We start from the raw sequence: 21,150 nt of genomic DNA, 5'->3' as shown, positions 1-21,150 counted from the left end.
TCAGTACGAGCGCGGCATCCCCAGCACGTTCTGGGCGACGAAGTTGCGCACCATCTCCTGACTGAACGGGGCGTTCGGCAGCAGCCGGACCTCCCGGAGCAGCCGCTCGATGTGGTACTCCTTCGCGTAGGCGTAGCCGCCCAGCGTCGAGAAGCCGCGGTTGGCGGTCTCGTAGCCGGTCTCGGCGCCCAGATACTTGGCGGCCGCGGCCTCCGGACCGCACGGCTTGCCCTCGTCGAACAGCCTGGCGGCGTTCATCGCGACCTGGCGGGCGGCCTGGATGCGGATCCACGAGTCGGCCAACGGATGCGAGACGGCCTGGTTCTGGCCGATCGGACGGTCGAAGACCACCCGCTCCTTGGCGTAGTTCGTGGCGATGTCCAGGGCGCACCGCGCGATGCCGACGCCCTCGAGGCCCACGACGATCCGCTCCGGGTTGAGGCCGTCGATGATGTAGTTGAAGCCCCGGCCCACCTCGCCGACGACGTCCTCGTCGGCGACGAACAGGTCGTCGATGAACAACTCGTTGGTGTCGATGGCCGCGCGGCCCATCTTGTCGATCTCGCGGACGGTGACGTGCTCGCGGTCCATCGGCGCGCAGAAGATCGTCATGCCGCGCAGCGGGTGCTCGTCGTCGCGCGGCGAGGTGCGGGCGAGCAGCAGGATGCGCTCGGCGTTCTGGGCGTTGGTGATGAACACCTTCTGGCCGTTGATCTTCCAGCCGCCCTCGACCTTCTCGGCCTTGGTCTTGATGCGCGAGGTGTCCACCCCGGCGGTCGGCTCGGTGATGCCGAAGGCCAGCAGCAGTTCGCCCTTGGCGATGCGCGGCAGGTACTTCTTCTTCATCTCCTCCGAGCCGTACTTGATGATCGGCGCGGGCGGGAAGACGTAGAAGTGGATGGCCGAGCCGCCGCTCATGCCGGCACCGGAGGCGGCGATCTCCTCCATCATCACGCCGCACTCCTGCAGGCCCAGGCCGATCCCGCCGTACTCCTCCGGGATCATCGCGCCGAGCCAGCCGCCGTCGGCGAAGGCCTTGACGAACTCCCACGGGTACTTGTGCTCGCGGTCGCACTCGAGCCAGTAGTCGTTGTCGAACTTGCGGGCGAGTTCGCTGACGGTGGTGCGGATCAGATCCAGATCCGGGGCGTCGTTGGTCATGATCGTTCTCCTGCGGTGGTGGAAGTGGTGGGGATGTTCTCGATGGGCGTGCCCGGGTCCAGCGCGGACAGGTCACCCGTGGGAGCGCCGAGGTAGCGGGCGCGGATCAGGCGGCGCATGATCTTGCCGTTCTTCGTCTTCGGCAGACCGGCGACCGGCACCACCGCGGGCGCGAACCCCTTGCCCGCGTGGGCGACGGCCTTCGCCTCCAGGTCATCGACCGACACCTCTCCGGCGTCGTCGCGGAGGACGACGAAGGCGACGGCCCGCATGCCGCGGCGTTCGTCGGGCACCCCGATCACGGCGACCTCGGCGATGCGGCCGTCCCGCAGCAGCGCCGTCTCGATCTCGGCCGGGCCGACGCGGCGGCCGGACAGCTTCAGGGTGTCGTCGGAGCGGCCGTGGATCACCCAGGTGCCGTCGGCCTCGATCGAGGCGAGATCGCCGTGGACCCAGGTCCCCTCGAAGCGATCCCAGTAGGTGGCGAGGTAGCGGGCGCGGTCGTGCCAGAAGGCGTGCGTCTGGCCGGGGAAGGTGTTGGTGATCACCAGTTCGCCGATCTCCCCGACCACCGGGCGGCCGGCGTCGTCGAACACGTCGGCGACCACCCCCGGCAGCGGCGCGTTGAACGCGGCCGGTCCGGCGGGGAACACGGAGTAGCCGATGAGGATGCCGCCGCCGACCTCGGTGCCGCCGCTGTAGTTGATGATCGGGCGGGTGCCGCCGCCGACCTTCTCGAACAGCCACCACCAGGTCGGCTCGTCCCACGCCTCGCCGGTGGAGACGAAGGCGCGCAGCGACGGGATCGGCTTGATCGCGTCGTCGCCGGCGGCGCGGAGGGCGCGGGCGGCGGTGGGCGCGATGCCCTGCACGGTGACGCCGTTCCGGTCGATCACGTCCCACATCCGGCTCGCGTCCGGGTAGGTCGGCAGCCCCTCCACCATCACGATGGTGGCACCGAGCTGCAGCGGGCCGGTCATCAGCATCGGCCCGACCAGCCAGCCGAGGTCGGTGATCCAGCAGACGACGTCGTCCGCGCCCACCTCGAAGCCGTACGCGAAGTCGACCGCGGTCTTCACCGCGAAGCCGCCGTGACTGTGCACGATGCCCTTCGGACGGCCGGTGGTGCCCGAGGTGTAGACCACGCAGAGGGGGTCGTTCGCCTCGGTCACGACCGTCTCGACGGGCGTCGGCTCGGCGGGCAGCTCGTCGTAGTACACGTCGCGGCCCGGCTCCATCGCCACCTCGCCGCCGAGGCGGCGGATCACGACCACGTGCCGGACGCTCGGCGACATCGCGACGGCCGCATCGGCGGTGGTCTTCATGTCGATGGGGTTGCCGCGGCGGGTGGTCCCGTCGGCGGTGATCAGGACGACCGCCTCCGAGTCCTGCAGGCGGGTGGCGAGCGCGTCGGGGGCGTAGCCGCTGAACGTGGGCACCGCGACGGCGCCGAGCATCGCGATGGCGAAGAAGGCGACGACCGCCTCCGGGACCACCGGCATGAACAGCACCACGCGGTCGCCCCGGCCCACGCCCAGCCCCGCCAGGTTCGCGGCGAACCGACGGACCTGCTCGTCGAGCTCGGCGAAGGTGACGGTGCGGCGGGTGCCGTCGTCGCCCTCGTAGACCACGGCGGTGCGCTCGGCGAGCGGGCCTTCGGCGTGCCGTTGCACGCAGATCTGCGCGACGTTCAACGCCCCGCCCGGGAACCACCGCGGGAACGGCTTGCCGTCGGAGGCGTCGAGCACGGCGTCGAACGGCGTCGCGAACTCGATGTCCAGGTCGTCGACGACGCGACGCCAGAACCACTCCGGGTCACCGGCGGCACGGGCGTTGAACTCCCGGTAGGCGGCGAGATCGTCGCCGAAGCCCGCCGAACGCATCGCGTTCAGGAGCCGGCTGCGCTCCCGGACGGACTCGTCCGGATTCCACGCGTACTCGGTCATTGACGGTGTTCTCCTTCTCGCGGCAGCGCCCGGGCCGGAACCCCGGCCCCGGACGGCTGCCGACGACGATCAGTGGGCGGCGGCCGGCTTCTTCATCATCAGACCAACGCGGGTGGTGTCGCAGACCACCTCGTCGCGCTGGTTGATACCCTTGTGACGGAAGGTCACCAGGCCCGAGTCGTCACGGCTCTTGGACTCGCGGACGGCGACGATCTCGGTCTCCACGCGGATGGTGTCGCCGTGGAAGGTGGGCTTGGGAAACTTGGTCTCGTTGAAGCCCAGGTTGCCCAGGGTGGTGCCGTAGGTGGTCTCGTGCATTCGAGATGCCGCAGACCAGGCCGTGCAGGAAGAGGCTGTTCACCAGGCGCTGACCGTGGATCGAGGCGGCCGAGTACTCGGCGTCCAGGTGCAGCGGCGCCATGTTCAGGGTCATCGTCGAGAACAGGACGTTGTCGGCCTCGGTGATGGTGCGACGCACCTCGTGCTCGATGACCTGTCCGACCTCGAACTCTTCAAACCACATACCGGGCATCGGGGGTTCCCCTTTCGATGGGAGTTGGGGTCCGGCCCCGAGAGACGGTGGGGACCGGGCCGAGAGAGTGACCTCAGTAACTCATAGATTATATATAATATTCTCTAGCGGCTAGTGTTTCGCCGGAAAAACTTCCTCCGCGGCGTCATCCGCGCGGTGGCACGTACAACGCCGTCAGATCCGTCACCGGAGCATCCAGCGCGGGATCCCGCAGCGCGGCGAGCAGTGCCGCGGACTGCCGCTCCCCGATCACGTCGACCGTGAGCTCGGCGAACTTGGCGTCCTGTTCGGCCTCCGACATCGGATTGAGATCGGTGCCGATCGGATCCTCGACGAAGACGCGTTCGACGGTCCCGTCACCGAACTCCACCTCGACGTCGGCCACGAACTTGCCCGGGTACCGGTCGGCGAGCGACTGCTCCGGGATGATCGTGATCTTCTCGGTGAACGCCCGCACCGGATCGAGATCCACCTCGCCGGCCAGGTAGTCGCGGTGGACGCGATAACCGTTGCCCAGCCCCAGCAGCGTGAACGAGGCCTGCGCCGGGAGGCTGAACTGGACGTGCTCGATGTTCCGCGGAGCGAACGCGTTGGCGTTGGCGTTGCCGACGATCACGTCGAACGCCGGATGCAGGTGCAGCCGCACGTGCGCGATGTCCTCGACGCGGTCGGCGAACGGCCGCAGCGCGTCGATGTAGGCGTGCGTGCAATAGCAGGCGCAGTAGGCCTTGAGCCACACCGTCGCGATCTCCATCGGTTTCCCGGCGTCGAAGGCCGCCGCCGCATCCTCGCCGGGGCCGCGCTGCAGGAAGGTCCGGAAGAAGCCCTTCGATCCGGAGAGGAAACCGTGCGGACCGGTGAGCCCCGCGGCCGCCAGATCCGCGGCCACCATGCCGCCCTGGGTGCCGATACCGGCGTGCACGCGCTTGATGGAACCGCCGGTGGAGCTGTACTCGGTGGTGCCCGACGCCCGGCTCAGTGCGATCGCCAGCGCGTCGAGCGTGGTCCGCGCGTCGAAGCCGCGCAGTTTGGCCGCGACCGCGGCGGCGCCGAAGGTCGACAGCACCGCGTGCGGATGGAAACCGCGGGCGAGGAGGTCGGGAGCCGCGAGCACCCCGATCCGGGTGTAGACCTCGTAGCCGGCCACCAGCGCGGTGAGCACGTCGCGCAGGGTCGAGCCCAGTTCCTCGCCGATCGCGAAGGCCGCGGGGATCACGCAGCTGCCCGGATGGGCCGCACTCGGGCCGTGGGCGTCGTCGTACTCGAAGCCGTGGCCGTAGGTGCCGTTCACGAACGCCGCATCGGCCGCGCTGACGGTGCCGTCGTGGGCGGCGATGCGACTCCTCCCCGGCCGCGCGACCGCCAGGGTGTAGTCGAGCACCTGCCGGGACCACGGCATCCGCGAGGTGCCGATCTCCAACGCGATCTGGTCGCGGAGCAGGCGGTTCAGTCCGGCGAGCGCGGGCTCGTCGAGGTCGTCGTAGGTCAGCTCGGTGACGAAGCGGACCACGGCCGCTTCCAGCTCCGGGCAGTCGAGGAGCGTCGCGAGATCCGCAGAGTGCTCGTGTGCCATGGTTTCTTCCCTGTCTTCGCAGATTGAATGATTCCGGTCCCCGCCGATCCCCGAGCCGGTCCGCGCACCCCGTCCGCCCCCCGGACCCCGTCCGCCCCCTGAGCCGGTCCGCGAACGAAGTGAGCGGATCGAGTCGAAGGGCTGCACCGCCACCGGGCCGGGGGACTTCGACACGGTCTCGCCCCGGCGGGCTCGACCGGCTCAGCCGTCGGACGGGGACGCTCGTCGGAGCGGGCGGGGAACAGCCGCCGGACGGCGACGATCGTCTGATCGGAGCGGGCTGGGAACAGTAGTCGGACGGGGACGATCGTCGGGTCGGGGAGGTTCAGTGTTTCCAGACGCCCTGTTTGGCCAGCATGCCGATCAGTTCGTCCGCGCCGGACATGATGTGAGCGCGCATCAGTTCTTCGGCCAGCGGACCGTCGCGCCGGGCGAACGCGTCGATGATCTTCGGGTGCGATTCCATCGTGTCGCGGTTGTGCCCTTCGATCTCGTTGTAGAAGCGGTTCGGCAACTGCTTCACGATCGACCCGAGCAGGACGGCCAGCCGGTGCGACCCGGCGGCCAGGTTCACCGTCCGGTGGAACTCGTGGCCGCAGTGCTCGGTGCCCGCGTCGTCACCGGATTCCAGCGCCGCGCGGTGGCGGTCGACCACCGCGCGGAGACGGGTGATCCCGGCGTCGTCGATGCGTTCGGCGGTGCGCCGGGCGAGTTCGGCCGCGAGCGTGGCCTGCACCCAGAAGAGGTCCCGGACGTCCTGCGGACTGACGTCGTTGACGACGAAGCCGCGGCGCGGGACCAACTCGACGAGTCCCTCCCCGGCCAGCAGGAGAAGTCCCTCCCGGACCGGGGTGTTGCTGACGCCGACCGCCGTCGCGATCGGCTCGGTCCGCAGGAAGTCGCCGGGGCGGACCCGGCCGGAGATGATCATCTCGCGCACGTACGCGGCCACGTCCTCGGACAGCTGATGCCGCCTGCCCGACGTCGTGCCGTTCTCCTGTACCGCCATCCCCGACCGGCCCCCTCGTTCTTCGGTGTCGCGGGGCTACGCGCCCGCGGCGACGGCGTCGGCGAGGTCGATGACGGCCTGGGCGGTCTTCACGTGAGCGATGTCGATGTGCTGACCCTCGAACACCACCGCCGAGCTGCCTGCGGCCTCGGCCTCCTGGTAGGCGGCGATCAGCCGGCGAGCCTCGTCGACGGCCGCCTCGCTGGGCCCGAACACCTCGTTGGCGACGGCGACGTGCGAGGGATGGATCGCCACCAGACCCCGATACCCGAGACGACGATTGTCCTCGCAGAAGGTGCGCAGCCCGTCGAGGTTCCGGATGTCCTGCCACACCCCGACCACCGGATGCTCCAATCCGTGCGCACGCGCCGCCAGGTTGACCCGACTCAGGATGTACAGGGTCTCGCGGCCCTCCGGGGTGAACTCGATGCCCAGCGAGCGGCCGGCGTCGGCGTTCGGGCCGGTGGCCCCGAGCGCCGAGACCATGCGGTTCGAGGCGCCGATGACCTGCTCGCACCGGCCCATCGCCTCCGCGGTCTCGAAGCACGCCAGGAGCTTGACCTGCCCGTCCGGGAGACCCCGCAGGCGCTCGATGTGGCTCAGCACCGCATCCAGGCGGACGATGTCGGTCTCGTTGTAGATCTTCGCCAGGAACAGTCCGGTCAATCCGGGACGGACGACGGCTTCCAGATCGCCGCCCATCAGGCCGGTCTCCTCCGGATTCACCCGGACCCACAGATCCGGGCGCACGCCCTGTTCGGTCAATCGGTCGATCGAGGCGGCGACCACCTCGCGGGCGGCGACCTTCTCCACCGGGGGCACCGAGTCCTCCAGGTCCAGGATCAGGGCGTCGGCGCCGGAGTTGACGGCCTTGTCGGCCCACGGACCCTTGTGGCCCGGGACGAACAGCATGGAACGGTACGGCTTCACGGTCATGAGTGGTTCTCCAGTTCTGTGGGAAAGCAGTGGGGCGGCCGCGTTCGACGACCGCGAGGTGTGACGTGTCAGGCGTCGGGGCCCGGGTCGACGTAGAGCACGCCGGCCTGGATCAGGGCGTCCACCCGCTCGCCGGGCAGCACCTCGGCCGCCACGTCGTACGAGTGCTCGCCGACCCGCGGGGCGGTGCCCGGGCGGTCGGGTCGTCGTGCATCGAAGGTCCACGGCGGGCGGAGCAGCGCGAGGTCGTCGTCCTGCTCCTCCACCATGTCCAGGTGTTTCACCTGGGGGTTCTCCAGGTATCCGCTCATCGAGAGCACCGGGGCGAAGGGCACGTCGTACTTCACGAGCGCCTGTTCCCAGTCCTGCGCCGAACGCGTCGTGAACTGTTCGGCGACCACCTCGGCCAGCTCGAAGTAGTTGGCCTCGCGGGAGCGGTACTCGGCGAATCGCGGATCGGTGCGCAGGTCGTCCCGGTCCATCGCCGCGCACAGCGCCTGCCAGAACTTCTCCGAGGAGGAGAGGTGCATGGCGAAGAACTCGTGGTCGGAGGTCTCGACGCAGAAGTTCTGCGCCTGCGGGTGCCGGCTGGTCCGGGTCGGGTCGTAGCCGTACTCGAAGTACTGCGTGATGCTGTCGGTGGTCAGCAGGCTGACCGCCTCCATGATCGACGTCTGCACGTACGGCGTCTGCCCGGTCTTCAGCTTGCCCACGAGCGCGGCCAGGATGCCCGCCGCGGTGCACACGCCGGTGATCAGGTCGGCGTTGAGGCCGCCCGCGAGCTGCGGGTGGCCCTCGTCGCCGAGGATCGAGTAGAGGCCGCCGTACGACTGTCCGATGGTGTCGTAGGCCGGCCGGCCGGACAGCGGACCGCTGCCGCCGAAGCCGGTCACCGACGCGTAGATCACATCGGGATGCACCGCCTTGGCGTCGTCGGGGCCCAGCCCCATCGCGGCGACCTTGCCGGGCCGCATGTTCTCCATCACGACGTCGAACCGGGGGATCAGCGACTTCACCAGTTCGACGCCCTCGGGGTTCTTGAGGTCGACGGCGATGGAGCGCTTACCGGTGTTGTACTGCCGGAAGTAGGGGCTCTTCTCGTTCATCCGGCGGCGGAAGTCCTCGCCGACCACCGGTCGTTCCACCTTGACCACGTCGGCGCCCAGTGCGCACAGCAGCGAGGTGCCGAAGGGCAGGGCGATGTAGCCGCCGATCTCGAGGACGCGGATGCCCTCCAGAGGCTTGTGCATGCTCAGACCGCCTCGAAGGTGGCGGCCAGGCCCTGCCCGCCGCCGATGCACATCGTCGCCAACCCCGTGCCCCCGCCACGACGATGCAGCTCGTGCAGCATGGTGGTGACCATCCGGACCCCGGTCGCCCCGATCGGATGCCCGAGCGAGATCCCCGACCCGTTGACGTTCAACCGGTCGACGTCGGACCAGCCCCAGCCCGCCAGGACGGCCAGGACCTGCACCGCGAACGCCTCGTTGAGTTCGACCAGGTCGAGTGCGTCGAGCAGCTCGGGCACCGAGGTGCCGGCCCGGGCGGCCAACTTCTCCACCGCCGGGACGGGCCCGATGCCCATCCGCGCGGGATCGCAGCCGGCGGCGGCCCACCCGGTGAGGAACCCGATCGGCTCCAGGCCGAGTTCGTCGAGCTTGTCCTCGGCCACGATCAGACACGCCGCGGCCGCATCGTTCTGCTGGCTCGCGTTGCCCGCCGTCACCACACCGTCCTTCATGAGGGGACGCAGCCTGGCGAGGGATTCGACGGTGGTTCCGGGGCGGATGCCCTCGTCACGGGTGAAGACCCGAGGATCGCCCTTCCGTTGCGGGATCGTCACCTCGACCACCTCGTCGGCGAACCTCCCGGACTCCCACGCCTCCTGTGCCCGCGCATGACTGCGGGCGGCGTAGGCGTCGGCGGCCTCGCGGGTGATCCCGTGATCGGCCACCAGGTTCTCGGCGGTCTCGATCATCCCGGAGATCTTCCCGAACCGGGCCTCCGGCTGGGAGCGTTCCCGACCGCGATCGAGCCGGTCGTAGAGCACCGAGTTGCCGGCCCGCTTCCCCCACCGAGAATCGGTGGAGTAATACTCGATCCGCGACATCGACTCCACGCCACCGGCCAACACCGCATCGGCCGCCCCGGTCTGCACCATCATCGCCGAGGTCACCAGCGCCTGCAGACCGCCGCCGCACCGGCGATCGAGCTGCATGCCCGGCACCGAGATCGGCAGACCGGCGTGCAACGCGAGCCACCGGCCCACGCACGGCACCTCCGAAGAGGCGTACGACTGGGCGAACACCACGTCGTCGATCCGCTCCGGATCGATTCCGCTGCGCTCGACCGTCGCCGACACCACGCGGGCGCCGAGGTCCTCGACCGGCAGGTCCTTCAACGATCCGCCGAACGTGCCGACCGGGGTACGCAGCGGAGCGACGATCGCCGCACGCCGCAGAGACTGTGAAGACATGACTGAGAAGACTCCCTCGAACGATCAGATCTTGTTTCGGGCGATGTGCTGGGCGGCGATCACGTTCCGCTGGATCTCGTTGGTGCCCTCACCCACGATCATCAGCGGGGCGTCGCGGAAGTACCGTTCCACCTCGTACTCCTTGGAGTAGCCGTAGCCGCCATGCACCCGCACCGCGTCCAGGGCGATCTCCATCGCGGTCTCCGAGGCGAACAGCTTGGCCATCCCGGCCTCCAGGTCCGCGCGCTCCCCGCGGTCGAGCTTGTCCGCCGCATCCAGGGTCAGCAGGCGGGCGGCCTGCTGCTTGGTCGCCATGTCCGCGATCATGTTGCCCACCGACTGGTGCTTCCAGATCGGTTTGCCGAACGACTCGCGCTCCTGCGCGTACTTCGTGGCGGCCTCCAGGGCGGCCTGCCCGACGCCCAACGCGCGGGAGGCGACCTGGATCCGGCCCACCTCCAGGCCGCGCATCATGTGCGCCCATCCCTTGTTCGGGGTGCCGCCGAGCACCGCGTCGGCGGGCACCTGCGCGCCGTCGAACACCAGCTCGCACGCCTCCACGCCGCGGTAACCGAGCTTGGGGAGCTTCTTGGAGACGCTGAAACCCTCGGTGGGCTCGACCAGGATCACGCTCATGCCCTTGTGCGACGGCGTGGCGTCCTTGTCGGTCAGGCACAGCAGACCGAACAGACCCGAATGCGAGGCGTTGGAGATCCACGTCTTCGAGCCGGTGATGGAGAAGCCCTCGGCATTCGGCGTCGCCACGGTACGCATCGCCTGCAGATCCGAGCCGCCGCCGGGTTCGGTGAGCGCCATCGTCGCCCGGATCGTCCCCTCGGCCATCGCCGGCAGGTACCTGTCCTTCTGCTCCGGGGTGCCGAAGGTCTTGATCAGGTAACTGATCACCGAGTGGCCGCCGACCGCGCCGGCCAGACTCATCCAGCCGCGAGCGAGCTCCTCGCACACCGCCGAGAAACACGCCATCGACAGATCCACCCCGCCGTACTCCGTCGGCACCAGGAGACCGAAGAAGCCCAGCTCCTTCATCTCCTCGATCCACTCCTCCGGATACACGTCGTCCTGCTCGAACTCCCGGACCCGCCCGGCCACCCGCGTATCGATGAAGTCCCGCACCAGCGAGACCATCTCCTGCTCGTCCTTGGTAAGCGCCATTTCGCCCCGGATTCCTTTCTGGCTGAGATCGCCGTCACATCGGCGTCGTTAATAATATATTATACATACTGCGGAGGTCGGCTGTGGTTTCGAACACACTCGGAACCGGACGGGTCCCGGCACGCCACCGACGTCATCTCTCGACCGACCGAGACAACCAGGGAGTTCCCAATGGTCTGGCAAGGCAACTACGACAAGTTCTTCATCGACGGACAGTGGGTGGATCCGGCCTCGGATCTCACCTTCGACGTCGTCTCCCCGGCCACCGAAGAGGTGGTCGCCCGCGTCCCCCAGGGCGTCGCCGCCGACATCGACCGAGCCGTCGACGCCGCCCGCCGCGCCTTCGACACCGGCCCCTGGCCCCGACTGCCGCTGGCCGAGCGCAGCGCCGTCCTGAGCCGGGTCGCCGAACTGCTCGCCGAACACCAGAACGACGTCGCCGAACTCGTGACCACCGAGATGGGATGTCCCATCACCCTCTCGACCGGCATGCAGTCCATCGGCGCCCGCATGCTCCTGGAGAGCTTCATCGAGACCGCCCCGCAGGTCGCCTGGGAGACCACCCGGTCGTCGATCACCGGCAAGGCGCTCGTCACGCGCGCCCCGGTCGGCGTGGTCGGCGCGATCGTCCCGTGGAACGCGCCGCTGCTCACCGCGATGCTCAAGCTCGCCCCGGCGCTGCTGAGCGGCTGCACCGTCGTCCTCAAGCCGTCTCCGGAGACTCCGCTCTCGGCCTACCTGCTGGGCGACCTCCTCGACCGCGCGGGCCTGCCCGCCGGCGTGGTGAACATCGTCGCCGCCGACCGCGAGGCCGGTGAACACCTGGTGCGCCACCCGGGCGTGCAGAAGATCTCGTTCACCGGCTCCACCGCCGCCGGCCGCCGCGTCGGCGAGATCTGCGGGCACGACATCCGCCGGGTCACCCTCGAACTGGGCGGCAAGTCGGCCGCGGTGGTGCTCGACGACGCCGACCTCGACGTCGTGCTCCCGGCCGTGCGCGCCCTCTCGCTGCGCAACACCGGTCAGGTGTGCAGCAACAAGACGCGCATCGTCGTCGCCGCCTCCCGCCGCGAGGAACTGCACGAGCGCCTGGTGGCGCTGGTCGAATCGATGCCGGTCGGCGACCCCTTCGACCCCGCCACCGAACTCGGCCCGCTGGTCAGCGCCGCCCAGCGCGACCGCGTCGAGGGATATGTGCAGCAGGCCGTCGACTCCGGCGCCCGCCTGCTGACCGGCGGCGGCCGCCCGGCCGGCCTGGACCGCGGCTACTACGTGCAGCCGTCCGTCTTCGCCGACGTCGACCCGGGCTCGGTCATCGCGCAGGAGGAGGTGTTCGGTCCGGTGCTCACCGTGCTGACCGCCGCCGACGACGAGGAGGCGATCGCCATCGCGAACGACACCCCCTACGGCTTGAACGGCTCGGTCTTCAGCGCCGACGACGACCGCGCGCTCGCCGTCGCCCGGCGGATCCTCACCGGCACCGTCGAGATCAACGGCAGGGGTGCGGGCTTCTCCTCCCCGATGGGCGGCTTCAAGGACAGCGGCATCGGACGCGAGGGCGGCATCGAGGGCTTCGACACCTACGTGGAGATGAAGTCGTACGGTCTGACGGACGCACTGTACGAGAAGCTCACGATCGCCTGACCCCGAGTGGGGCGGGGCAGGACGACGATTTCGGTCTCACTCGTCCTCCGCCACGCGACGTTCTTCGAGATAGCGCGCCGGAATCCAGTCGGGCGCGTGTCGCGCGGAGACGTTCGACGCGAAATCGTCGTCCCACCCCGCACTCGACGTCAGAAGGCGCTCTGACATGCCTTGCCCGTTCGGGTGACGCGGAGCCCCTTCGACTCGGACCGCTCACTTCGTTCGCGGTCCGGCTCAGGGATCGACCGGAGAAGACAGAACTCGAGGACACGCGGTCCGGCTCAGGGATCGATCAGAGAAGACAGAACTCGAGGACACGCGGTCCGGCTCAGGGATCGATCAGAGAAGACAGAGCTCGAGGACACGCGGTCCGGCTCAGGGATCGATCGGAGGAGACGGGCCCCACCGCTCCCTGAGCCGCCGACGGAGGAGGCGAGTCGAAGGGGCACCGCGAACCCGACGCTCCCCGAGCCGGGCGACGGAGGAGCCCGAGTCGAAGGGGCTCCCCCGTCACTCCCCTAATCGAGGTTCAGGTACACGGCCTTCGGGTACAGGTAGCCCTCGACGTGCTCCCGGCCGCCCTTCCAGCCGTAGCCGCTGCGCTTGGTGCCGCCGAACCCGATCGACGGGTCCAGCACGCCGTAGCAGTTGACCCAGATCGTGCCGGCCCGCAGCGCCTGCGACACCTTGTGCGCGGTGCCCACGTTCTGCGTCCACACGCCGCCGGCCAGCCCGTACTGGGTGTCGTTGGCGATCGCGATCGCCTCCTCCACCGTGTCGAACGGGATCACCGTGGCCACCGGGCCGAAGATCTCCTCGCGGGCGATCCGCATGTCGTTGTCCGCGTTGGCGAACACGGTCGGCTCCACGTAGTAGCCGTCGGCCTTGTCGCCGCCGAGGCGGCCGCCGCCGGACACCAGCTCCGCCTCCCCGGAGCCGATGTCGATGTACTCCAGGACCCGGTCCAGCTGCCGCGCCGAGATCAACGGCCCCAGCTGCGAGTCCGGGTCCAGTCCGTCGCCGACCCGGACCGTCTTCGCGAACTCGCCCAGGCGCCGCACGAACTCGTCGTGGATCGACCGCTCCACCAGGATGCGGGTACCGGCGACGCACACCTGACCGCTGTTGGTGAACACGCCCATCGCCGCACCGGGGACGGCCTTGTCCAGGTCGGCGTCGGCGAACACGATGTCCGGCGACTTCCCGCCCAGCTCCAGTTGCAGACGCTTGAGGTTGCCCGCCGAGGCCTTCACGATCTCCTGCGCGGTGCCGACCGAGCCGGTGAACGCGATGCGGTCGACGTCGTCGTGCGCGGCCAGCGCCGCCCCCGCCTCGGCGCCGTACCCGGTCACGACGTTGACCACGCCGTCCGGCACCCCCGCCTCCTGCATCAGTTCGGCGACGCGCAGCACCGAGAGCGAGGCGTCCTCGGCCGGTTTGAGCACCGCGGTGCAGCCCGTCGCCAGGGCCGGACCGAAGATCCACCACAGGCCGATCAGCGGACCGTTCCACGGGATCACGCCGCCCACCACGCCGACCGGCGCCAGGTATTTGAGCGACAGGAAGTCGCCGGGCAGCGAGTTCTGCGCCGGAGCGGCCGAACCGGCCAGGCCGGTCTGGGTCGCGTAGAACTGCAGGACCTGCGAGGTCCACTCCTTCAGGCCGCGGGTGCGGGCCAGCGGAGCCCCCATGTCGAGGGTCTCGACGGCGGCGAGCTCCTCGAAGTTCTCCAGCACGATGTCGTGCACGCGCAGGATCAGCTTGCGGCGCTCGTGGGGCGTCCAGGTGCTCCACTCGCCCTCGAAGGCCGCGCGGGCGGCCTTCACGGCCCGGTCGACGTCGTCGGCGCCGCCGGCCGCGATGGCGGCCACCGCCTGTCCGGTGGCGGGATTGACGACGTCGATCGTCTTCCCCGACGCCGCCGGCACCCATGCGCCGCCGATCAGGTTCTTCTTCTCACCCCCGACGAAGTCGGGGATCCGGATTTCGGACGTCGAAGCGGTCATGGTGGTTCCTCTCGGTCGTCGATGACGTCCGCACTGTGATGCGGGTCATGTCATGGAAAATATTATGCTTCATTCGAAGACGAAGACACCCTTGCCCGCGTCCTGTCGGTCGAACCACTCGTACGCCTCCACGGCCTGGTCCAGCGTCCACTCGTGCGAGTACAGCGCGTCCACGGGCAGATCGTGCTTCACGACGAAGTCGGCGCAACGCGCCTGTTCGACGGTCGACATGGTCCACGACGTCATCAGCGTCCACTGCTTCTTGTAGATCGCCTGGGTGGTGAACGAGACCTCGCCGGGCAGACCGACGAAGACCGCCGTGCCGAAGGTGCCGAGCACGCTCAGCGCATCGTCGGCGGCCCGGCCGGACGTGTCGATCACGACGTCGGCGAGCCTGCCGTCGGTGTACCGCGAGACGACGTCGACCAGCGAGGCGGTCCGCGAGTTCACGGTCACCGCGGCCCCGAACTCCGCGGCCTGGGCCAGCCGCGCGTCATCGACGTCGACGGCGACGACGCTCGCCCCCATCGCCGCGGCGAACATCGTGGCCGAGAGGCCGACGGGCCCCTGCCCGAAGACGACGGTCACGGTGTCCTCGACGCCGCCGGCCCGCTTGATCGCACCCCACGCGGTGCCCGTGCCGCAGCCGATCGCCGCGCCCGCCCGATACGAGAGGCCGTCGGGCATCGGCAGCAGCGAGGAGACCGGGATCGCCGCCAGCGGCGCGTGACCGCCGTTCACGTGGACGGCCATGGTGGCCGCGGGCGCGGTCTCGCACATCTGCGGCCAGCCCTCACGGCAGCGTCGGCAGTGATTGCAGCCGTAGTAGTGGTGGACCATCACCCGGTCGCCGGGCTTCACCTGGCCTTCCGGGACGCCGGGGCCCACCGCGAGGACCTCCCCGCACGGTTCGTGGCCCTGGATCACGTCGCCCACCGGGAACGTGCCGTGGACGAAGTGCAGGTCGCTCCCGCACATCCCCGAGGCCCGGATCTTGACCAGAGCCTCGCCGGGGCCCGCCGCGGGCTCCGGGAAATCGCTGACGCCGACGGTGCCGTCGCCGGGGAACACGATGCCTTTCATCGTTTCTTCTCCTTATATATAGGGGTGTGTCGTCGGATGCCGGTCAGCGCTCGCGCAGCGCGGCGGTGGCGGCCTCGTCGATCCGCAGTCCCTCGGGGTCGCGCCGCGGATCCCCCACGACGACGACGCCGTAGTCCCGCGCGGCGCCGGCGATGCTCACGTACTCGTTGCGCACGTCGCGCAGCACCGCCTCCGGCGCCCGCGCGAACGGATCGCCCCAGCCGCCGCCCCCGTTGGTGAGACAGCGCAGCACGGTGTTCGGCGCGGTCTGCCAGACCGGTTCCTGCGCGAAGTAGTGGTAGCTGCCGTTCTCCGGGTCCAGCGCCTTGGTCTCCGGATCCAGCACGCCGGCCACCGGAACGCTGTCGCGGTACGCCTCCGCGGCGGTGCCGATCATCCGGCGCTCGCCGTCGGGCGACGGGAACAACCACATCGCGCCGTTCGGTCCCGGGCGTCCGCCGTGGGCGCCGACCCCGCTGGGCTCCTTGGTGCGGAACGGCGAGAGGTACTGCTGCGCCGCGGTGAACCAGAGCGCATCCTTGAGGTTCGCCGCCCCGCCGCGGTGGGTGCCGGGCCCGCCGGTGTCGATGGCGTGCTCCTTGCGCAGCACCACCACGGGCGAGTCGTGCTCGATGGTCTCGGTGGCCGGATCGAGATTGTTCAGGGTGAACAGCACGGTGTAGCTGTCGCCGTCGCCGGCCGCGGTGGCGCCCCACGGCCCGTGCTCGCCGCCGCACTGGGTGGCGCTGGTCCAGAACCGGCCGTCGTCGGTGAGACCGGAGGCGTTGTGGGTGTTGGTCGAGCCGTAGTCGCCGGCCACGCCGCGCGCGCCGAGCACCGGGTTCAGGGCGTCGAAGATCGCCGAGACCACCGCGCCGGAGGCCTCCCAGAACATCATGATCCCGCCGTCCGGCGGCAGCGACGAGACGATCGTGCCCGGCGCCGTGACCAGGTCGATGTTCCGCCAGGTCCCGGAGGTGAACGGGACCTTCGGGTCCAGGAGCATGGTGAGCGCCACGCCCACCGACGTCTTGGCGTCGAGCACGCCGCAGTTGATGCAGGTGCGCGCCTGCTCGTCGGTCCGGGACAGGTCCACCTCGATGTGCTGCCCGCGCTTGTGCAGCGTCACCCGCACGCGGTACTCGAGCGAGTCGTCGAGGCCGTCGGCGTCGATCAGGGCCGAGCCGTGGTAGTCGCCGTCGGGCACCCGGGCGATGGCCTCGCGCATCCGCTCGGCCGACGAGTCGCAGGCGTAGGTGAGGGTGCCCAGGAAGGCGTCGACGCCGTACCGCTCGATGTTGCCGCGGATCAACTCCTCCCCCAGGTTGAGCTGCTGGAAGATGGACTTGAAGTCCGGCAGCAGCATCCCGCCCCAGCGGGTGTTGTCGAAGATCAGACTGAAGGTGCCGCGCACCGGCTCGCCCTCCGACCAGAGCAGCATCGGCGGGATCACCAGACCGTTCTCGAAGACGTTCCGCTTGGTCGCCGAGAAGCCGCCGGGCACCGTGCCGCCCATGTCGAGCTGGTGCGCGCACATGTTCACGAAGGCGACGATCCGGCCGTCGTGGAACACCGGGCGGATGAACGCGACGTCGTTCACGTGGCGCCCGCCGCGGTACGGGTCGTTGCAGATCAGGACGTCGCCCGGCTTCAGCTTGTCGGGGCCGTACTCGACCACCGCGTTGCGCACGGCGTCGCCCATGGTGCCCAGGAACACCATCAGACTGTTGGAGACCACCGCCATCGGGTAGTCCTGCTCGGCCGGCCCGCTGATGGTGCACGCGAAGTCGTACCAGTCGCGGATGATCGGCGAGAACGCCTCCCGCATGAAGCCGGTCGACATGTGTTCGACGACGTAGTCCAGCCGGTTCCGCAGCACCGACGCGGTGAAGCGGTCGCAGCCGTAGCGGGCCGCGAACTCGTCGTCGGACAGCTGCCGGATCGGGGTGTCCGCGAGATCGGCGGGTTCGAGGGTGCTGGTCATGATGCGTGGTTCCTTCGGATGACGATCTCGCCGTGTGCGCCGACGGTGGCGTGCTGACCTGCGCCGACGTGGGTGGTCGAGAGTTCTTCGTTGATGATCGCCGGGCCTGCGACGACGTCGTTCGCGCGCAGCTGCGCGCGGTCGTAGACGTGCGCGACCTGTTCGCCGTCGCCGTCGGCGAGGTCGCCGAGGTAGCGCAGGGTGCGGGTGCCGACGGGTTCCAGCGGTTGCGCCGGATCGCGTTCGGGGAGCACCGGATAGCTGACCTTCTCGGTGGCCAGGACCGCCCGGACCCGGAAGGTGACGCCCTCGACGGGGATCGTCTCGAACCGGTTGCCCGACCGCTCCTCGTAGGTGTCGTGGAAGGCGGCGACCATCCGGTCGACGGCGGCCGCGTCGAGCGTGCCGTCGGGCACCGGGACGAACGGGGTCTCCCAGCTCTGCCCCGCCAGGTGCGCGTCCATGCTGCGGTGCAGCGTCACCTCGGTGTCGACGTCGCCGATCTGCTCGTGCAGTTCGCGCTCGATGTCGGCGAAGATCGCGTCGATCCGCTCCGCCTGGGAGCCGTCGAGCATCAGGTAGGCGCTGCGGTTGACCGTGAACACCTGGTCGGCCGAGAGCAGACCGAGCGCGGAGAACAGACCCGGGCTCGGCGGCACGACGACCTGCTTGCAGCGCACCGCGTCGAGCACGGCGGGGAGCAGCATCGGTCCGGCCGCGCCGAAGGCCATCAGGCTGTAGTCGCGCGGGTCGACGCCGTTCTTGATCGCGACGTTGAACAGCCCCTCGGCCATGGTGTGGACCGCCATCTCGTACGCGTACCGGACGCGCTGGGCCGGCGTGAACGAGGTGTCCAGGCCCTCGAAGGCCCGCCTCGACAGTTCGCGGTCGATCGTCACCTCGCCGCCGGCGAAGCCCTCGGGGTCGAGGATGCCGATCATCAGGCAGGTGTCGGTGGTGGTCGGCCGGGTGCCGCCGCGACCGAAGCAGGCCGGACCCGGTTCGGCGCGGGCGCTGTCCGGTCCCACCAGGATCTCGCCCTGGCGGCCGACGTGCACGATGCTGCCGCCGCCGGCGCCGATGCTGGCGACGTCGTTCGAGAGCGCGTCGACCACCAGGTCGTGTTCGAGTTCGAAGGAGGTGTTGACGCGCGGCTCGCCGTCGGTCACCACGCTGATGTCGCACGAGGTGCCGCCCACGTCGGCGCACAGCAGATGGCCGGTGCCGATGAGCTCGCCGAAGTGCGCGCACGCCACGGTGCCGGCCGCCGGGCCGGAGAAGACGATGCGGAAGGGCCGCTCCATCGCGTGCCGGGCGGGCACCAGGGTGGCGGCGCAGTCGGCGAAGTTCAGGTGGCCGTCGAACCCGAGGTCGCGCAGACCGGAGTCGAGCCGGGCGGTGTAGTCGGTGTAGATGATCTTCATCAGCGTGTCGACGACGGTGGTCGACGCCCGGGCGTACTCCTTGGCCAGCGGGGAGACCTCGCTGGAGATCGAGACCGGGACGTCGCCGAGGATCTCCCGGACCAGGTCGCGCAGTCGGAGTTCGTGGGCCGGGTTGACGTAGGCGTTGATGAGGCAGATCGCGACGCCGGTGACGCCGCACGTGCGCAGCACCTCGATCTCGGCGCGCGCCTGCTCCTCGTCGAGTTCGAACAGCACCTCGCCGGAGGCGAGCATGCGCTCGGTGATGCCGCGGCGGAGGTACCGGTCGACGAGCGGCTGCGCCGCGTCGCCGAAGGTGCGCCGCCATCCCGGATCGAGGATCGCGTCGGCCGGCCGCCACACGCGTCCCATGTCGAGGATGTCGCGGTGCCCCTCGGTGGCGAGGAAACCGATCTTGGGCAGCGTGCGGGTGATGACGGCGTTCAGGCCGTGGGTGCTGGCGTGGTTGAAGACGCCGGCGGACTCCACGCCGAGCCGTTCGGCGCCCTTCAGGACCGGGGCGGCGACGTCGCCGTACTCGGTCGACACCTTGGTCGTGTGGATCTCTCCGTCGCGCCAGCCGACGACATCGGTGAACGTGCCGCCCACGTCTACTGCGATCATGTCGTGTTCTCCTTCAGATCTTCTCTTCGCGGGGGTGCGGGTCAGACGAGGTCGACCAGCAGGGTGATCGGGCCGAGCCGGTTCGCCGGCTTCCGCTCGAGGGAGTGCAGGCAGGCGCCGCACTTGACGACGCCGACCCAGCCCTCCTCGCCGACGAGGTCGTACGCGGCGAGCGCCTCGGCGCCGCAGCGCGGGCAGGCGCCGTCGACCGGGGTCCGCAGGGCGGGGGCTCTCCCGCCGGTGGTTCCTGGAGTGGTCATGGGTGTCTCCTCCGTCAGTCCGGAAAGTGATTCGGGTTTCATCGGATCCCGTCGAGTGGTGTTCGACACACTAGGAATGCGGTGGTGCGCGACACAATCCGATATGCGCATGTCCGTCCGCATCGCGAAGTCCTGTCCGCGATGCGAATCGGATCGGCCGGAATGCGATGCACCGACCTGGGAATCCTCGAACGGCGGTGCCACACTGAGAATGTGATCGACCTCACCGAGAGGAGTGCGGACGACGATGTTCCACACCGGCCCCGACACCCCGGTCGTCCACCGGACCTTCAAGTCCTCGGACCCGAGCCGGGTGCACGACCACGTGGCCGCGACCTTCGCCGAGCACGACCTGAGGCTCGGCGACGGCGACCCGCGGTTCCGGCTCGAGGCGGCCGTGACCGGAGGGGTCACGGTCGGCCGGATGGCCTACGGCACCCAGGCCCGGCTCGACGGCCCCGCGATGCACGAGTGGTACCACGTGAACCTGCTGGTCTCGGGAAGCTGCACCGTCGCCCAGCGCGACGAGCGCGCCTCGTTCTCCGCCGACCGCGAGCAGTCCGGCGTCGTCTTCGGGCCCGACGATCCGGTGTTCATCGACTGGAGCGGCGACGCCGCCCAGTACCACCTGAAACTGCCGCGGGAGTCGTTCGAGGCGCACGCCGCCCGGTTGGCCGGGCAGACGTCGCCCTCGACCATCGACTTCGACCTGACCTTCCCGCTGGACTCCCCGGCGGGCAAGTCGCTCTCGTCGTCGGTCGCCTTCTACTACTCCCAGCTCGCCAGCGAGGGCGGGATCTCGACCATGCCGCTCGTGCAGCGCGAACTGGAGTCGGCGCTCATGACCCAGGTGCTGCTGGTCGCGCGCAGCAATCTCACGCCGCGCCTGCTGCGCGGCGCGTCGGCGCCCGCCGACGACGCGGTCCGCGCCGCCGTCGAACACATCGACCGGAACGCCAAGACCGAACTGTCGATCGCGAGTCTCGCGGAACACTGCCGGACCTCCGCCCGCAGCCTGCAGATCGGCTTCCGCAGGACGATCGGGGTCACCCCGTCCGAATACATCCGCAACACCCGGCTCGACGGCGCCCGCGCCGACCTGCTGGCCCGCGACGGGGACTCGGTCAGCGAGATAGCCCATCGCTGGCACTTCTTCCATCTGGGACGTTTCGCGAACCACTATCGGGAACGCTTCGGCGAGAGCCCGTCACAGACGTTCCGACACGGATGACGAACCGGATCCCGTCGTTGTGAGACAGGCCTTCGCACCCGTCCCGACCTGACCGGACGGCGAGCGGCGGGCGTCCGGCAGATGTCCA

Annotated in this window: 15 protein-coding genes and 1 pseudogene; 2 read left to right on the top strand and 14 right to left on the bottom strand. The window is 69.6% G+C overall.

All coding sequences use genetic code 11. The features are described 5' to 3' along the window. The 9 genes and pseudogenes from QM809_RS04880 to QM809_RS04840 all read right to left on the bottom strand — a co-directional run bounded on the left by QM809_RS04880 (position 1) and on the right by QM809_RS04840 (position 10,806). A complete protein-coding gene (locus QM809_RS04880; protein WP_415044691.1) occupies positions 1–1,161 on the bottom strand; it encodes an acyl-CoA dehydrogenase family protein in 1,161 nt (386 codons plus the stop codon). Then, the gene (locus QM809_RS04875) at positions 1,158–3,107 is read right to left on the bottom strand and encodes an AMP-binding protein (RefSeq protein WP_415044690.1); all 1,950 of its coding nucleotides are present in this window, start codon (positions 3,105–3,107) and stop codon (positions 1,158–1,160) included. The genes QM809_RS04880 and QM809_RS04875 overlap by 4 nt, the downstream gene beginning before the upstream one ends. Positions 3,108–3,176: 69 nt before the next feature. Then, positions 3,177–3,639 (bottom strand): annotated as a pseudogene (locus QM809_RS04870) (MaoC family dehydratase). A 145-nt stretch (positions 3,640–3,784) separates the two neighbouring features. After that, the gene (locus QM809_RS04865) at positions 3,785–5,212 is read right to left on the bottom strand and encodes an MmgE/PrpD family protein (protein WP_415044689.1); all 1,428 of its coding nucleotides are present in this window, start codon (positions 5,210–5,212) and stop codon (positions 3,785–3,787) included. Between the two features lie 325 nt (positions 5,213–5,537). Further along, complete coding sequence (locus QM809_RS04860) at positions 5,538–6,221, bottom strand: GntR family transcriptional regulator (protein WP_415044688.1); 684 nt, start codon at positions 6,219–6,221, stop codon at positions 5,538–5,540. A 36-nt stretch (positions 6,222–6,257) separates the two neighbouring features. Next, positions 6,258–7,157, bottom strand: a complete 900-nt coding sequence (locus QM809_RS04855) for an HpcH/HpaI aldolase/citrate lyase family protein (RefSeq protein ID WP_415044687.1) — start codon at positions 7,155–7,157, stop codon at positions 6,258–6,260. A gap of 68 nt (positions 7,158–7,225) precedes the next feature. Next, complete coding sequence (locus tag QM809_RS04850; RefSeq protein ID WP_415044686.1) at positions 7,226–8,407, bottom strand: CaiB/BaiF CoA transferase family protein; 1,182 nt, start codon at positions 8,405–8,407, stop codon at positions 7,226–7,228. Positions 8,408–8,409: 2 nt separating this feature from the next. Further along, on the bottom strand, positions 8,410–9,633 hold the full coding sequence (locus QM809_RS04845) for an acetyl-CoA C-acetyltransferase (RefSeq protein WP_415044685.1): 1,224 nt from the start codon (positions 9,631–9,633) through the stop codon (positions 8,410–8,412). Between the two features lie 24 nt (positions 9,634–9,657). After that, entirely contained in the window at positions 9,658–10,806 is a 1,149-nt protein-coding gene (locus tag QM809_RS04840) for an acyl-CoA dehydrogenase family protein (protein WP_415044684.1), read from the bottom strand. 171 nt (positions 10,807–10,977) lie between these two features. Here QM809_RS04840 and QM809_RS04835 point away from each other — a divergent pair, with 171 nt between their 5' ends. After that, entirely contained in the window at positions 10,978–12,450 is a 1,473-nt protein-coding gene (locus QM809_RS04835; RefSeq protein WP_415044683.1) for an aldehyde dehydrogenase, read from the top strand. A 518-nt stretch (positions 12,451–12,968) separates the two neighbouring features. Here the strand turns inward: QM809_RS04835 and QM809_RS04830 are convergent. The 5 genes from QM809_RS04830 to QM809_RS04810 all read right to left on the bottom strand — a co-directional run bounded on the left by QM809_RS04830 (position 12,969) and on the right by QM809_RS04810 (position 19,831). Beyond that, positions 12,969–14,456 (bottom strand): aldehyde dehydrogenase family protein, encoded by a 1,488-nt coding sequence (locus QM809_RS04830; protein WP_415044682.1) that lies wholly within the window; start codon positions 14,454–14,456, stop codon positions 12,969–12,971. A gap of 69 nt (positions 14,457–14,525) precedes the next feature. After that, entirely contained in the window at positions 14,526–15,539 is a 1,014-nt protein-coding gene (locus QM809_RS04825) for a zinc-binding dehydrogenase (RefSeq protein ID WP_415044681.1), read from the bottom strand. A gap of 43 nt (positions 15,540–15,582) precedes the next feature. Beyond that, entirely contained in the window at positions 15,583–17,523 is a 1,941-nt protein-coding gene (locus QM809_RS04820; RefSeq protein ID WP_415044680.1) for a hydantoinase B/oxoprolinase family protein, read from the bottom strand. After that, the gene (locus QM809_RS04815; protein WP_415044679.1) at positions 17,520–19,571 is read right to left on the bottom strand and encodes a hydantoinase/oxoprolinase family protein; all 2,052 of its coding nucleotides are present in this window, start codon (positions 19,569–19,571) and stop codon (positions 17,520–17,522) included. Before QM809_RS04815 ends, QM809_RS04820 begins: the two co-directional genes overlap by 4 nt. Before the next feature lie 41 nt (positions 19,572–19,612). After that, entirely contained in the window at positions 19,613–19,831 is a 219-nt protein-coding gene (locus QM809_RS04810) for a hypothetical protein (protein ID WP_415044678.1), read from the bottom strand. Positions 19,832–20,078: 247 nt separating this feature from the next. Between QM809_RS04810 and QM809_RS04805 the strand changes: the two genes are divergently transcribed. Next, positions 20,079–21,062, top strand: coding sequence for an AraC family transcriptional regulator (locus tag QM809_RS04805; protein ID WP_415044677.1), 984 nt, complete (start codon positions 20,079–20,081; stop codon positions 21,060–21,062). Positions 21,063–21,150: the final 88 nt, after the last annotated feature.

The organism is Gordonia sp. (in: high G+C Gram-positive bacteria), from assembly GCF_047600385.1.
Classification (GTDB): domain Bacteria; phylum Actinomycetota; class Actinomycetes; order Mycobacteriales; family Mycobacteriaceae; genus Gordonia.
This window is presented reverse-complemented; position numbering and strand designations above follow the sequence as displayed.

What these genes read in the sequence shown, in the direction of transcription:
- QM809_RS04835 (WP_415044683.1), top strand. Translation starts at nt 10,978, where the DNA reads ATGGTCTGGCAAGGCAACTACGACAAGTTCTTCATCGACGGACAGTGG.
- QM809_RS04840 (WP_415044684.1), bottom strand. Translation starts at nt 10,806, where the DNA reads ATGGCGCTTACCAAGGACGAGCAGGAGATGGTCTCGCTGGTGCGGGAC.
- QM809_RS04820 (WP_415044680.1), bottom strand. Translation starts at nt 17,523, where the DNA reads ATGACCAGCACCCTCGAACCCGCCGATCTCGCGGACACCCCGATCCGG.
- QM809_RS04850 (WP_415044686.1), bottom strand. Translation starts at nt 8,407, where the DNA reads ATGCACAAGCCTCTGGAGGGCATCCGCGTCCTCGAGATCGGCGGCTAC.
- QM809_RS04815 (WP_415044679.1), bottom strand. Translation starts at nt 19,571, where the DNA reads ATGATCGCAGTAGACGTGGGCGGCACGTTCACCGATGTCGTCGGCTGG.
- QM809_RS04825 (WP_415044681.1), bottom strand. Translation starts at nt 15,539, where the DNA reads ATGAAAGGCATCGTGTTCCCCGGCGACGGCACCGTCGGCGTCAGCGAT.
- QM809_RS04860 (WP_415044688.1), bottom strand. Translation starts at nt 6,221, where the DNA reads ATGGCGGTACAGGAGAACGGCACGACGTCGGGCAGGCGGCATCAGCTG.
- QM809_RS04845 (WP_415044685.1), bottom strand. Translation starts at nt 9,633, where the DNA reads ATGTCTTCACAGTCTCTGCGGCGTGCGGCGATCGTCGCTCCGCTGCGT.
- QM809_RS04810 (WP_415044678.1), bottom strand. Translation starts at nt 19,831, where the DNA reads ATGACCACTCCAGGAACCACCGGCGGGAGAGCCCCCGCCCTGCGGACC.
- QM809_RS04830 (WP_415044682.1), bottom strand. Translation starts at nt 14,456, where the DNA reads ATGACCGCTTCGACGTCCGAAATCCGGATCCCCGACTTCGTCGGGGGT.
- QM809_RS04805 (WP_415044677.1), top strand. Translation starts at nt 20,079, where the DNA reads ATGTTCCACACCGGCCCCGACACCCCGGTCGTCCACCGGACCTTCAAG.
- QM809_RS04875 (WP_415044690.1), bottom strand. Translation starts at nt 3,107, where the DNA reads ATGACCGAGTACGCGTGGAATCCGGACGAGTCCGTCCGGGAGCGCAGC.
- QM809_RS04855 (WP_415044687.1), bottom strand. Translation starts at nt 7,157, where the DNA reads ATGACCGTGAAGCCGTACCGTTCCATGCTGTTCGTCCCGGGCCACAAG.
- QM809_RS04880 (WP_415044691.1), bottom strand. Translation starts at nt 1,161, where the DNA reads ATGACCAACGACGCCCCGGATCTGGATCTGATCCGCACCACCGTCAGC.
- QM809_RS04865 (WP_415044689.1), bottom strand. Translation starts at nt 5,212, where the DNA reads ATGGCACACGAGCACTCTGCGGATCTCGCGACGCTCCTCGACTGCCCG.